Genomic DNA, 13,958 nt, shown 5'->3' with positions numbered 1-13,958 from the left:
AACACTTGAAAAGAGGTGCTTTTATGGCTATTAGCGAAAGAATTCACTTTTTCCGAAATCTGCGTGGAATGACACAGAAATATCTCGGTTTACAACTCGGTTTTCCCGATAAATCTGCTGATGTTCGCATGGCACAGTATGAAACAGGTTCCCGTACTCCAAAAGCGGATATTACCGCAGCGTTGGCACAAGTTTTGGATGTTGCACCCGAAGCATTGAACGTGCCCGATATTGACAGTTACATAGGTTTGGCTCACACTTTCTTTGCGCTTGAAGATATTTATGGCATTACCGTCAGCGAAGCCGATGGGGAACTCTGCCTTAAAGTTAATGCCGACAAAGGCAAGGATGCCGCAGAGGTTATCCGTATGCTTGCCGCTTGGAACGAACAGAAAGCCAAACTCGATTCAGGTGAGATCGACAAGGAAACCTACGACCAATGGCGCTATCACTATCCCAAGTTCGATACAACGGGCGGATGGGTTAAAGTTCCTTCCCAAGAACTCAGCGATGCTATGGTCGAAGCGTTCAAAGACCGTTTGAAACCGGACTAAGAAAAAAGACGACAAAAAGCCCTTAACTGCGGTAATCCACAGTTAAGGGCTTTTTAATCGTCTAATACAGATTTAATTGTTGATGACAACCACTTGGCTATTATTCTGATAACCTACAAACCACTCGTGGTATAGAATAATGGTCACTCTAAGGATTGTTATCAAATCGTTATCAAAAGGGGTGAGCGAAATCCGAATACCCTTGATATTACTGGGTTTTTGGGCTCTCTTTTATTATTCCCACTCGACTGTGCCGGGGGGTTTGGAGGTGATGTCGTAGACAACGCGGTTGATGTGGGCGCATTCGTTTGTTATGCGGTTGCTGACCTTTGCAAGAATGTCGTACGGTATTCTTGCCCAATCGGCTGTCATAAAGTCGTCTGTGGTTACTGCTCTGATTACCACAACATTATCGTATGTTCTATGGTCGCCCATAACGCCTACCGAGTTTACGCCCGGAAGCACACAGAAAAACTGTGCAAGGTTACTCTCGTAGCTATTCTTTGCCATCTCGTCACGAAGAACCCAATCGGCATCCTGCAAAATCTTTACCTTTTCGGCAGTTACCTCGCCGATAATTCTTACGCCGAGTCCGGGGCCCGGGAACGGCTGACGCCACACAAGCTCGTGAGGAATTCCAAGCTTTTCGCCTACTGCCCTGACCTCATCCTTAAACAAATCTCCGAGAGGCTCGATTGTATCAATAAACGAAATATCACTTGGCTTTTCCACCATATTATGATGAGTTTTGATAACGGCAGTCTGTGCCTTACCGTCGCTTTTTCCCTTACCTGATTCGATGCGGTCGGGATAAATGGTTCCCTGTGCGAAAAAGCCCTCTGCGGCTCTCGCTCTGACCTCGTCCCAAAAGACCTTATAGAATTCGGTACCGATAATCTTGCGCTTTTGCTCCGGATCGGTAACACCCTTTAGACATTCCATAAAATGCTCGCCGCAGTTTACACGAACAAAATTCATATCAAAAAGTGACGTGAAGGTTTTTTCTACGAAGTCGCCCTCGTCCTTTCTCATAAGACCCTGATCGACAAAAACGCAGGTGAGCTGTTTGCCGACTGCACGGGAAATCAAGCCTGCCGCAACAGAGCTGTCTACACCGCCGGACAAGCCGAGGATAACGTGCTTATCGCCGATTTTTTCACGCAATTCCTTTACGGTATTTTCAATAAAATTATCCATCACCCAATCACCTGAGCACTTGCAGACCTCGTACAAAAAATTGTACAAAACCTGCTTGCCGTACTCGGAATGAGTAACCTCGGGATGAAATTGAACAGCGTAAATATTCTTTTCCTTATTTTCCATCGCGGCACAGGGACAATCGTCTGTAAAGCCGATAATTTCAAAGCCCTTTGGCGGAGTTGCAATATAATCGGTATGGCTCATCCAAACAACAGATTTTTGAGGAACATCCTTGAAAAGCACGGATGATTTTGCGTTAAGCTCTATCTTGCCGTATTCCGAAACAGGAGCTGTCTTAACCTCGCCGTCACCCATCCACGCGATAAGCTGACAGCCATAGCAAATGCCCAAGACAGGAATGCCAAGCTCCAAAATATCCTTTGTATAATGAGGTGATGACATATCAAAAACAGAATTAGGTCCGCCTGTAAATATTATGCCCTTGTAACCGTTTGCTTTGATAGTTTCAAGCGGTGTGGTATAAGGCAAAATTTCTGCATAAACATGGTGGTCGCGCACACGCCTTGCGATAAGCTGATTGTACTGACCGCCGAAATCCAAAACTAAAATCTTTTCCATAGCATTCTCACAATCTAAATAAATGTAAAAATATTATATATTAAACCAATGATTATTGCAAGTGGGTATTGCACCAAAAGCATTGATTACGACAACTATGCTTTTTTGAGGACGAAGACGAGCCAGCCGTTGTTTTCGAAGCGGTCGGTGACCTCAAAGCCGTTTTGGGCAAAGGAGAACAGCACCTCATCCTCTCTGCTTTCAATTATTCCGCCTGTGATATACACTCCGTCGTCGGTCAAAAAATCCCCGACAGTCTTATTAAACTCCATAATAATATCGGCAACAATATTGGCCACAACAACATTAAATTTGCCGTTAACCTTATCGGACAGATTGCCCTGAACAACGGTGAATTTGTCATCGCCGAAGCCGTTTTGGAGAGCATTTGCCTTGGCAGTTTTTACGGCGAGAGAGTCTATATCCACACCAAAGGCAGACCTTGCACCGAGCAAAAGAGCCGCTATTGAAAGTATGCCCGAGCCGCAGCCGATGTCAAGTACGGTGCTGTCGGAGGTGATATAATTTTCAAGGGTTTCGAGGCAAAGCTGAGTGGTGGGGTGAGAGCCCGAGCCGAAGGCAAGTCCCGGCTCAATATCGAGCACCTTTCGGTCGCCCGCGTCATAATTATCCTCCCAAACAGGACGGATAAGAAGCTTTTTGCCGATAGGCATGGGGTGAAAATACTGCTTCCAATTATTCTGCCAATCCTCCACCTTGCAATCGGAAATTGTAATTTCGTGCTTAATTCCAAGTGCATTAAGTCTTTCTGCGATAAACGATGTTGACTCAAGAGGGTTTTCCTCCGGATTAATATAAACGTGAATTATTCCCTTTGTTCTGTCCTTTTCAAGCAACGACTCCTCAATCAAATCGATATGAGCAATCTGCATTGTTTCCTCCTCCAAGGCAGAATAATCCTCTATATAAATACCGTACGGCACAACCATATTTGCAATATCGCCTGCTGTGTCAATATCCTTTGTGTCAACAGTGACAGCAATTTCTGTCCAGCTGTCCTGCTCAACGGCATTTGTCATTCCCATTGTCGTACCTCCGATTAAAAGTTAACCTTATGCTCGGGCTTGCCCAAGCTGTGATTGTATATCTTTCTGTTATCAAGAGCCCACTGTCTGTCGGAAAATCCGCCTGTCTGAACACCGCTGAGTGCATTGTTAAACTCAAAAATTGTTGCATCAAGGGTATCAAGAGCAGAAAGAATTTCTGCCTCAATAAACATTGGACGCACGGGTGACCCATACTCGGGAACGCCGTGATGTGACAAAATCATATGCTCGAGCAGGGTGACCTTTTCGCCCGTAATTCCAAGCTCCCTTGCAGCCTGCTCAACATACATTGCGCCCTTTACAAGATGACCGATAAGGTCACCCTCGGTGGAATAACCGCTTGCAAGGCCGGACTGTGATGTTTCAATCTCCCACGTTTTTGCAACGTCGTGCAGGATTGCACCGGAAAGCAACAGCTCCTTATTTATATTGGGATAGATTTTGCAGATTTCCTCTGCCATACGCACAATGCTCATTGTGTGATACATAAGTCCGCCTACAATTGCGTGATGAAGCCTTAATGCAGCCGGATAAACCACAAGCTTATCCCTTTTTTCATCAATGATTTTAAGCACTATTGCCTTAAGCTCGGCATCGTCAAAGGCGTCTACCCTTGAGCGAAGCATACCGAAAAGCTGTTCGCCGCCAACCTCTGCCGACGGCACAAGGTCGGAAAGATTATAGCTGTCGCCTGAATTGGCAGGTCGCATTTGAGAAATCCTGAACTGATCCTTACCGTTGTACTGCTCCACCGTTCCTCTGATTTTAACAATCATATCGGCAGAAAAGACATCATTAGGAGTATAATCCCACCACTTGCCTGTCATTTCGCCGTCCTTGTCGCATATAACTACATCAAGATAGCAGGAGCCTGTTTTTGTCCTTTTTTCTTCACATTTTTTAAGCAGGACAAAGCCCTCGCTCATTCCGTTTGTCAACTGTGTAAAATTCATACGCCGTTATCTCCTTCAATATCAATTTCAAACTACAAGTCAATTATACATTAACAGCCGTTTTTTATCAACCGTACATACAAAAATATTCCCCATATTATTTGACAATTCAAAAAATATATTGTATTATTAATTAGCATTAATATAAAAATTACTCGGGAGGATATACATATGAGTACATGTTGGCTTCAGGGCAAAACCGTTGTTGTTACCGGTGCATCGGGCGGTATGGGTGCAGGCATCGCCGCAACCCTTATCAAAAAGCATGACTGCACAGTAATCGGTGTTGCAAGAAACGAAAAGAAAATGCTTAAATTTATTGAGGAGCTCGGCCCCCAATATGCAAGCAAATTTTCATACAAGCTTTTTGACGTAAGCGTTAGGGAAAATTGGGAGAGCTTCGCAGAAGAGCTTAAAGCTGACGGAACAAAGGTTGATGTACTTGTCAACAACGCAGGCATTTTGCCAAAGTTTAAGAGATTTGATAGGTATTCATACGACGAAATTGAAAGAGCAATGAACATCAATTTCTTCTCGTGCGTATATTCCGTAAAAACAATGCTCCCCATGCTTCTTGAGTCAAGTACACCTGCAATCATCAACATTGACTCCTCTGCGGCTCTTATGACCTTGGCAGGCACATCAATGTATTCTGCATCAAAGGCAGCTCTCAAAGGATTTACGGAAGCACTTCGTGTTGAATTTCAGGGAAAGATGTATGTAGGACTTGTTTGTCCGGGCTTCACAAAGACTGACATTTTCTCCGGTCAGGGCGATGCAGATATGTCAAACGGTGCAAAAATTATGGATATGATTTCCACCGATTGTGACAAAATGGTTAAAATGATTATGTTTGGCATTGAGCATAAGGCTCCGATGCAGGTTCACGGCTTTGACGCTCACGCAATGAGCGTGTTCAACCGCCTTATGCCTGTTTACGGTTCAAAGCTCTTCAGCTCTGTTATGAGAATGGCAAACGTAGATATATTTAAGGAAGTATTTTCAGACTGATTGCTGAATAAAGCTGCTTCTTTGTTTTGGTAATGACGCCAAGGCAGGATAGTATTATTCTGTCTTGGCTTGTTTTATTATTTTGGAAATGAGGTATAACGAATATGGGAGAAACTGTCTCAAAGCAAAAGTATCTTAGCTTCAAGGAAATTGCGGCTTACTCGCTTGGATTGTTCGGCTTTCAGGCAATAGTCGGATTGCTCAACAGCTACCAGGCAGAATTTGACGGCTCAATTTTGGGGGCAAATGTATCGGTTGTTGCAATACTAATTTTGATTGCAAAAATTGTATCTGCCGTCGCTGACCCTGTTGTAGGTAATTTGGTAGACAGGTCAAAAAGCAAAATGGGCAAGTTCAAATCCATGATTGTTTATTCAATTATTCCTTTGCTTATTTTCACCGCGGTGATATTTATTGATGTTCCGTTTAAGGAAAACAAAATTGCAACATACATTTGGATTTTTGTAACGTACCTGATATGGAGCATTGCCATGACAATGGGTGACGTTCCTTCGCAGGGCATTGCCGCTGCACTTACTCCAAATCCAACAGAAAGAACAAACGTTGTTTCTATCTCTAACACATTCAAGCAGGTTGGCTTCAGCGCATGTGTTGTTATCGTGCCTATTGTATGCCTTATCATTCCAAACGGCTCAAAGGTTTTTGTTAAATCGGGCGAGACCGATACCCCTATGATTGCCATGGAATATCTCGGCACGGCAATACTTACAGCCATTCTCGGCTGTGTGCTGTTTGCTCTCATCCCGCTTATCAACAAGGAAAGGGTAACGGTAGAATCCGCAGAAAAAACAACAGCAAAGGATATGCTTTTTGCTCTTAAGGACAACAAGCCGTTTATGCTTGTAATTGTTTCATATTTTCTTGGCTTCGGCAGACAGATGGCTATGGGTATTCAGGTTCAGGCCGCAACAGTAATTTTGGGAAGCCAAAACCTTGTTGCCGTTTTGGGTATCGTAACCGCCGTTGGCTCAATGATAAGCATGGCACTTTGCCCTCTGCTCATCAAAAAGCTTAACGAACGCAATGCTTACATCCTTCTTTCGGTATACGGCTTTGTTGCATCGGTGTTCTCGTTTGCCGTTGGCTATTTCTGGTTCAAGTCACCTCAAAGCTTAGTTCTTACCGTATTGTTCTACGCAAGCCTCTTCCTTATCGGCTTGCAGTTTGGTGCAGTAACCCTTATGCCGATGATTATGACAGCCGACTGTGTAGACTACTACGAATACAAAACAGGCAAGAGAATGGAGGGTACCTGCTATTCTATCCTCACTCTAACAATCAAGGTTTGCCTTGCGCTCGGTACGGCAGTAGGTCTTATCTTCGTTCAGGCATCCGGCTACTATGACGGACTTGCAACAGGTACATTCACACTCGGCACAAAGAACATTATCTTCTTTGCATACACAGCATTGCCGGGTATACTTGCTCTGCTGTCTGTTATACCAATGCTCAAGTACAAGGTTGTCGGTGAGAAGAAGGCAGAAATCAGCGAAGCACTTGCAAAAAAGAGAGAAATTCAGTAATCGCAGATATATTTGAGAATACAAAAAATCGGGTTGAATTTTAGATTCAGCCCGATTTTATTTATCTGTGTTGTTGAATGCTTTATCCCTTCAGTAGTCATAAATGACGACAGCTCCCCTTACATTAAGGGGAGCCGGGAAAAGTTTTTTATTTTGCTGTTTTTGCTTTGATATTTGACCACGGACCGTAATATGTTTTGCCGTTTGCTTTTTTGAATGCACGGATTTTTACATAATACTTTCTGCCCTTGGTAAAGTTCTTGCCGGTATAGGTTGTATATCTTCTGCCTGTGATTTTTGTTTTTGCAACAATCTTCTTAAAGGACTTATCCCTTGCCCAATAGATTTGATAGCCTGTTGCAGAGGTTGAGCACTTATTCCACTTTGCCTTGATTTTGTGACGGCTGCTGTACGCCGTAAGGCTTACAAGCTTAACCTTGGCAGGTGTATAATTCTTTGTGGTAGTGGTTGGTTTGGTTGTAGTGGTTGTCTGCTGAGGAACAGTTGCGTTTGTATTATACAAAACCGCATCTTTTTTTGCTTTCATAAATCCGGCTGCCCAAGCCAAACCATCGGATGCTGTTACATATGCACCGATATTAAAATAATTATACATACCCTGGAACGGAGCAACCGTGCCCTTAACAGCCGTTGCAGTTGGGCTTGTGCCGCCGTTTTCCTGCCTGATTTTTGACGAAATATAGTTTACTCCAAGCTTACTGTAAGCGGATGCCTTCTCGATAGCCTCAACATAAGACTTAACCTGCGAAACGGTTTTTGCCTTGCCCTCGGTATCGGTGTACGAAATAGGCTTTGAACTGTCGGCCATCCACGTTCCATTAAGTATAGCCTTGGCAAGCTTTTGCTTTGCGTTGGAGCCTGCCAAGCATTCATTAGCCTCAGCGGCAATTATGCTTTCGAATTGAAAAATATACTGATCGGTTAAGAAATTAAGAGGGTTGATGTAACGCTGAACATCAGCCTTACTTGCACTTTTGTTTACAGCCATTTCGCCCTTTACTGCGTTTGCAATAGACATTCCTGTGGGCTTAAGAACAAAGTTCCAATTTGGGTGCTTTGCTTTTAATGCTGTCAGCTTATCGGCATAGCTCTTGGGTATACCCTCATACTCACCCTCACTTACCACTGTGTCGCCCGATTCGGCATTGTATACAGGAATGTAAAACGTGTGCTTTGCATTAAGCAGGCCTGCATTCTTGTATCCGTTATAAAGTATTATTCCCTCGTCATATGCACCCTTTATATTAGACATGTACTCGTGCGAAAATTTTTTGCCGGTGGTTATGACATTAAATTTTTGAAAGTACAATGTGTACTGATGTGTAAGATAGTTGTTTGCAATGTACTTTGCACCGTGGTATATAGCTTTATAGGGATCGGTCCATGGTCTGCCCTGATTGTTAAAATATGTTACATCGGCATCCGCCTTGTTGATATAACCGACAATTCCGTTTGTTGCCGTTGCACCTGCAGAGGTTTTTGTTGCCTCGTACTTGCCATTGGCAAGCTCGGTGTAAAGTCTAACCTTATACTGAGTTGATGTTTCCGAAATATAGGTCATACGCTGACCCTCGCTTATCTTTACATTTACCGACCCCGCCGCCTGAACAGGTGATGCAAATGAACATAATGATGTACACAGCATTGCAACGGACAAAATGCCGGATACTATTTTTTTCATACATATACTCCTTAAATATTACAAATTGTAACCTTTATTTCAATATATCACAATTCATTGCAAAAATCAACATACAAATTTTTGCAATTATGCTTTGCTTTGTGCTATAATAAAACAAAAGGAGTGATACCATGTTTGATATTGCGATTGTGGGCAGTGGTCCTGCCGGAATTTCCGCAGCGATAAACTGCAAAATCAGAAACAAAAGCTTTGTGCTGCTTGGCAATAACGAGCTGTCGCACAAGGTTGAAATTTCGCAAGAGATTAATAATTATCCTGCTCTGCCTAATATTTCGGGAAGCGAGCTTAACGAAAGGCTTCGTGCACATCTTGACAATATGGGCATAGAGGTTACACCGCAGAGAATTACAGGTATATACAATATGAACGGCAAATTTGTACTGCTTGCAGACAAAAAGCAATTTGAGGCAAGAGCGGTTATACTTTGCCTCGGTGCAGAAACCGTAAAGCCGTTGCCAAACGAAAGAGAGCTTCTCGGCAGAGGAGTCAGCTACTGTGCCACCTGTGACGGTATGCTTTACAAGGACAGAACGATTGCTGTTTTTTGCGACAGCAAGGAGCAAGAGGAGGAGGTAGAATATCTTGCCGACCTCGCGAAAAAGGTATATTACAGCCACAGATACGACTCGGATATAACCGCAAAAAATGTAGTTCACCTTGAAAAAAGGATTGCAAAAATCAACGGCGAAATGAGGGTTAGCGGAATTGAGCTTGCAGACGGGACAAGCATAGAGGTTGACGGTGTGTTCTTCATCAAGCAGGCTGTGTCGGCAGATGTTTTGCTAAATAACCTGCAAACAGAAAACGGAATAATCAAGGTTGACAGAAGTATGCAAACAAGCATTGACGGTTGCTTTGCCGCAGGCGACTGCACGGGAACACCGTACCAAATTGCAAAAGCGATAGGTGAGGGCAACATCGCCGCCCACTCCGCCATAGCATATCTGTCAAAATAAAAGCAGCAGTTGAGGACTTGAACTTCAACTGCTGCTTATTTTATATCACTAATTGTATCTTTGTAGACAATGTATTTTTATCACCAAATCATTTACTTTTACTTGATTATTTCACTCTTTAATGATAATATATATTTATTAAAATATACGCTAACTTAACATATCTTTTAGAGGAACATTACATATGGATAAGAAAAATATAAAGATGGATAAATATACAACAAAAGAAAAGCTATTAATTTCCTCCCTGGTTTCTGCAATGGTTTCATTCATAGTTTTTATATTTAATCCGATAGATATCTTTGCAAATAATGCACAAGAATTTTCATTTGCATTTAAGGACATTGTTTTTCCCTTTTTGTTGTGCTTTTTGGGAAGCTTTGCTGCTATATTCGGAATACTTATGATATTCAACAGGCATCTTCTTAATCTTATTACTTCAACGTTAATATCCATTTTCATAGCAGGATACATATACAATATTTATATGGGAAAAGACACTTTCGTCTCGGGTGATGTAAGAATAGATTTTGATAAGGCTACAACAACGTACACTATTATTTTAGGCATTACAATTTATGTAATGTTTTTGATTGGTCTGTTTTTGAAGAAAAAATGGAAAAACATATGTGCATTTTTATGTATAGTTTTGATTGCCATGAATTCGGCAACGCTTATTTCCGATTTTACAACAAAAGACTTTGTTTCAAACAGTGGAATAAACGTAAAATATGCATTATCTGAAAAAAATATGTTTAATGTATCACAAAAGGAAAATATCATATATTTTCTTTTTGACAGATTTGATAAAATCTTTTACGACGAGGTTGTACAGGAATATCCTGATTATTTTAATGAATCTTTAGACGGCTTTACCTTTTTTGATAACACTGTCTCAACCTTCAGTAGAACGTATCCGGCAACAACAGGCCTTATAACAGGAGTTGAATACGATGGCAAAACCGATGCAAAGGAATACTTTGAAAAAGCCTATACCACCTCTCCGTTTCTAAAAGACTTAAAAAACAACGGATATGACATTAATATTTATGCTGACAGATATTATGAATACACAGATGCAGACATATTCAAGGATTTAGTTAGCAACGCAACAAAAATTGATGGATATACTCCAAACAAAAAGGATATACTGGAGTATTTACTAACCCTTTCAAACGGTCGTGTATTTCCGCATCAAATGCCGGCATACATTTTTAATTTCACTGCACAAGGTACGGTTTTGAAATTGTCAAGCCTTGACAGTGATAATGAAATATATCACGACGATGACGCAAAGCTCTATAAAAAGCTAAAGGAAAACGGATTAGATTATTACGACAGCGATAAAAACTTTACATTTATCTATTTACACGGTACTCACTCTCCATACACCCTTAACGCAAACGCCGAAAGGGTTAGAAGCTCAACATCAATAGAGCAAACTCTCGGTTCTTTCAAGATAATAAAAGAATACCTAAATGAGCTCAAAAGATTGGGCGTATATGACAATTCAACAATAATTATAACAGGAGACCACGGCTATCCATACACGGATTACAAAAATCTACTTAATGAAGTTTCAGAGGGCACACGAACCTGCGTCTTTATAAAACCAAAGGCTTCAAAATCCCAAGGATTAGCTGTCAGCCATGTACAAGCCTCGGTTTCAGACATAATACCAACAATAGTAAAGGACGCTAATCTGGCAACCAAAAACAATTACGGTGACAGCTTGTTTGAAATAAATGAGGATACTGTACGCACAAGAATTTATTATCACTCAAGAATAAACGAAAACAGCAAACTGATTTTGGATAAATATCAAATAACCGGTGATGCCTCAAATATTAAAAATTGGAAGCTTGAAAAATCAATAAACACAAAACAAGCATGGTATTAATTAGGAGAAAATATGGAATATATATCCAAGCCTTTTGGTATAATAATGAATTTTTGCTATAATCTTGTATCAAACTACGGCATTGCAATAATATTCTTTACATTAATAACAAAGATTATAATGTTTCCCATTTCACTGTGGACACACAAAAATTCATTAAATCTTATAAAAATTCAGCCTCAGCTTAACGGCATAAAGGCAAAATATTACGGCGAAAAGGATAAAATTTCCGACGAACAGTTAAAGCTATACAAGGAACAACACTATCATCCTTTGGCAGGATTAATACCTATGATAGTTCAGCTGTTTTTGCTTATGTGCGTTATTCAGATTATATACAATCCTCTTACCAATATTTTATCAATTGGAAAGGCAGAGGTTTTTCAGATAATATCTGCCGTTTGCGATAAAACAGGATTTGATATAAGCTCAAACACCGTCCAGCTTTTTGCAGTAAGAGAAATTCAAAACGGATTTTCCATTTCCCAAATATGCAGCAAAGATACGGAAAACGCAATTAAATCGCTAAATATGAATTTTGTAGGCTTTGATTTATCAGCCACACCGTTTTCTGCAGGAGGGAAAATGTATATTGTTCCCGTTTTAGCGGGATTATCGGCACTTGCTCTGTGCCTTTTTCAAAACATAAAAAATCCTCTTCAGGCAGAGCAATCAAAGGTTGAACAAATAGGTACAAATGCTGTGTCTATCGGCATTTCACTTATTCTTGGCGGGTTTGTGCCTGCCGGCATAGGCTTTTATTGGATTTGCAGCAATCTTTTTACCATGCTTCAACAAATAATTCTTAATACGGTTATGAATCCAAAAAAGCACATTGACTATGATGCATTGGAAAAAAGCAAGGCAGAGCTTGAAAAAATTTCTTCAATAGGCAGCACAAGCTCTCCAAAACGAGGCACAGAACTGTATAAACGCGAGAAAACAGCTTACAAACGTTTTTTCTCTGTTGAAAACAAGCATCTGGTAATCTATGCTGAAAACGGAGGATTCTATAAATATTTTGATAAAATTATCACTTATCTTTTGAACAACTCAAACATTATTGTTCACTATATCACAAGTGACCCTAATGATAATATTTTTAATTTGGAAAAGGAGTTGAAAAATCTTAAGGCATATTTCATAGGCGAGAAAAAAATGGTTACTGTTTTTATGAAGATGGATGCCGATATTGTCCTTATGACGACTCCTGATTTGGAAACTTATTATTATAAACGTTCTTATGTAAAAAAGGACATCGAATACATATATACCGTACATGGACCAATGAGTACTCATATGGTTATGAATAAAGGATGTCTTGACCATTTTGATACTATTTTTTGTGTAGGAGAATTTCAAATACCCGAAATCCGCAAGCAAGAGGAAATCTATAAGTTACCTCAAAAAGAGCTTGTTGTTTGCGGATATGGATTTTTAGAAACGCTTCAGGAAAAATATGACAATATGCCAAAGCAACAAAACAGTATCCCAAAAATACTGATTGCTCCTTCGTGGCAGGAGGGTAATATTCTTGACAGCTGTATTGAAAATCTTCTTTACGAATTACTTCAAAAAGGATATAATGTTGTTGTAAGACCTCACCCTGAATACAAAAAAAGATATCCGAACAAACTTGATACATTAGTTGAAAAGTATAAGGATTACAATGGAAATGATTTAACATTTGAACTTGATTTTTCATGCAGTGACTCAATTTATAATTCCGATATAGTAATCACAGACTGGTCATCAACCTGCTTTGAATTTTCCTATGTAACTCTAAAGCCATGCATTTTTGTAGACACACCTCCAAAGATCTATAACAAGGATTATGAGGAAATAGGAATTGAACCGCTCGAGCTTACATTAAGAAATATCATCGGAAAAAGATTTGAACCAAATAATTTTGAAGGTATGTCAGACACAATCAACGATATGCTAAAAAACAAGGATGAATATACCGACAAAATAAAAACTATTCGCAACAAATATGTTGCAAACTACGGCAAAAGCGGCGAGGTTGCCGGCAAATACATTATTAATCGCCTAATTCAAAAGCAAAAGGAGCAAAAGAAAAATGAATCCAATTAACCTATACATAGATCCATCGGTAATGAGCTACACTCTTCAATTTGTTGTTGCAGGTGTTGTTACCGTGGGAGCGGTAGCGGGCATCATCGTAAGAAAAGCAAAAAAGAAAATTAAAAAAACTCTTAATATTGAAGAAAAAAAAGAAATTGAAGAGGACATTGTTGACCTCTCCGATACAAACAGCAATAACAATTAAATGATTTTTCATCGCTTAAAAACTAAGCGGATATAATGCGAAAAAAATGTTAAGCAACTAACAAAGCGATGCTTTAATTGCCGCAGGCGACTGCACGGGGACACCGTACCAAATTGCGAAAGCAATAGGCGAGGGCAACATCGCCGCCCACTCCGCCATAGCATATCTGTCAAAATAAAAG

Annotated in this window: 12 protein-coding genes and 1 pseudogene; 8 read left to right on the top strand and 5 right to left on the bottom strand. The window is 40.5% G+C overall.

Annotation, left to right across the window (positions count from 1 at the left end):
* Window positions 1–23 precede the first annotated feature (23 nt).
* Window positions 24–554 carry a helix-turn-helix transcriptional regulator gene (locus Q0P34_RS03995; RefSeq protein ID WP_294953217.1) on the top strand — a complete coding sequence of 177 codons (531 nt, stop codon included), beginning with the start codon at window positions 24–26 and terminating at the stop codon, window positions 552–554.
* 234 nt (window positions 555–788) lie between these two features.
* Here the strand turns inward: Q0P34_RS03995 and guaA are convergent, their stop codons facing one another.
* The 3 genes from guaA to Q0P34_RS03980 form a co-directional block, all read right to left on the bottom strand.
* Window positions 789–2,333: a glutamine-hydrolyzing GMP synthase gene (gene guaA, locus Q0P34_RS03990; protein ID WP_294953212.1), complete on the bottom strand. Its 1,545-nt coding sequence runs from the start codon at window positions 2,331–2,333 to the stop codon at window positions 789–791.
* A gap of 95 nt (window positions 2,334–2,428) precedes the next feature.
* On the bottom strand, window positions 2,429–3,379 hold the full coding sequence (prmA, locus tag Q0P34_RS03985) for a 50S ribosomal protein L11 methyltransferase (RefSeq protein WP_294953209.1): 951 nt from the start codon (window positions 3,377–3,379) through the stop codon (window positions 2,429–2,431).
* Between the two features lie 14 nt (window positions 3,380–3,393).
* Entirely contained in the window at window positions 3,394–4,353 is a 960-nt protein-coding gene (locus tag Q0P34_RS03980) for an HD domain-containing protein (protein ID WP_294953206.1), read from the bottom strand.
* A 171-nt stretch (window positions 4,354–4,524) separates the two neighbouring features.
* Between Q0P34_RS03980 and Q0P34_RS03975 the strand changes: the two genes are divergently transcribed.
* Window positions 4,525–5,364, top strand: coding sequence for an SDR family NAD(P)-dependent oxidoreductase (locus Q0P34_RS03975; protein ID WP_294953203.1), 840 nt, complete (start codon window positions 4,525–4,527; stop codon window positions 5,362–5,364).
* 104 nt (window positions 5,365–5,468) lie between these two features.
* The gene (locus Q0P34_RS03970; protein WP_294953200.1) at window positions 5,469–6,908 is read left to right on the top strand and encodes an MFS transporter; all 1,440 of its coding nucleotides are present in this window, start codon (window positions 5,469–5,471) and stop codon (window positions 6,906–6,908) included.
* A gap of 148 nt (window positions 6,909–7,056) precedes the next feature.
* On the opposite strand, the gene Q0P34_RS03965 is transcribed toward Q0P34_RS03970, so the two are convergent.
* Window positions 7,057–8,610, bottom strand: coding sequence for a hypothetical protein (locus tag Q0P34_RS03965; protein ID WP_294953197.1), 1,554 nt, complete (start codon window positions 8,608–8,610; stop codon window positions 7,057–7,059).
* A 131-nt stretch (window positions 8,611–8,741) separates the two neighbouring features.
* Between Q0P34_RS03965 and Q0P34_RS03960 the strand changes: the two genes are divergently transcribed.
* The gene (locus Q0P34_RS03960) at window positions 8,742–9,587 is read left to right on the top strand and encodes an NAD(P)/FAD-dependent oxidoreductase (RefSeq protein ID WP_294953195.1); all 846 of its coding nucleotides are present in this window, start codon (window positions 8,742–8,744) and stop codon (window positions 9,585–9,587) included.
* 150 nt (window positions 9,588–9,737) lie between these two features.
* On the opposite strand, the gene Q0P34_RS03955 is transcribed toward Q0P34_RS03960, so the two are convergent.
* A complete protein-coding gene (locus tag Q0P34_RS03955; protein ID WP_294953192.1) occupies window positions 9,738–10,043 on the bottom strand; it encodes a hypothetical protein in 306 nt (101 codons plus the stop codon).
* Window positions 10,044–10,074: 31 nt separating this feature from the next.
* Here Q0P34_RS03955 and Q0P34_RS03950 point away from each other — a divergent pair, with 31 nt between their 5' ends.
* The 4 genes and pseudogenes from Q0P34_RS03950 to Q0P34_RS03935 all read left to right on the top strand — a co-directional run.
* Window positions 10,075–11,487, top strand: coding sequence for a sulfatase-like hydrolase/transferase (locus tag Q0P34_RS03950; RefSeq protein ID WP_294953189.1), 1,413 nt, complete (start codon window positions 10,075–10,077; stop codon window positions 11,485–11,487).
* A 12-nt stretch (window positions 11,488–11,499) separates the two neighbouring features.
* Window positions 11,500–13,581: a membrane protein insertase YidC gene (yidC, locus tag Q0P34_RS03945; protein ID WP_294953186.1), complete on the top strand. Its 2,082-nt coding sequence runs from the start codon at window positions 11,500–11,502 to the stop codon at window positions 13,579–13,581.
* Window positions 13,568–13,777, top strand: coding sequence for a hypothetical protein (locus tag Q0P34_RS03940; RefSeq protein WP_294953184.1), 210 nt, complete (start codon window positions 13,568–13,570; stop codon window positions 13,775–13,777). The genes yidC and Q0P34_RS03940 overlap by 14 nt, the downstream gene beginning before the upstream one ends.
* Window positions 13,778–13,856: 79 nt before the next feature.
* Window positions 13,857–13,955: pseudogene (locus Q0P34_RS03935) on the top strand (thioredoxin reductase); the annotation flags it as partial.
* Window positions 13,956–13,958 lie beyond the last annotated feature (3 nt).

This window comes from uncultured Eubacterium sp. (genome assembly GCF_945980375.1).
In the GTDB taxonomy this organism is placed as follows: domain Bacteria; phylum Bacillota; class Clostridia; order Oscillospirales; family Acutalibacteraceae; genus Eubacterium_R.
Note: the sequence above shows the minus strand (reverse complement) of the source record. Positions and strands in the feature narration are given on the sequence as shown.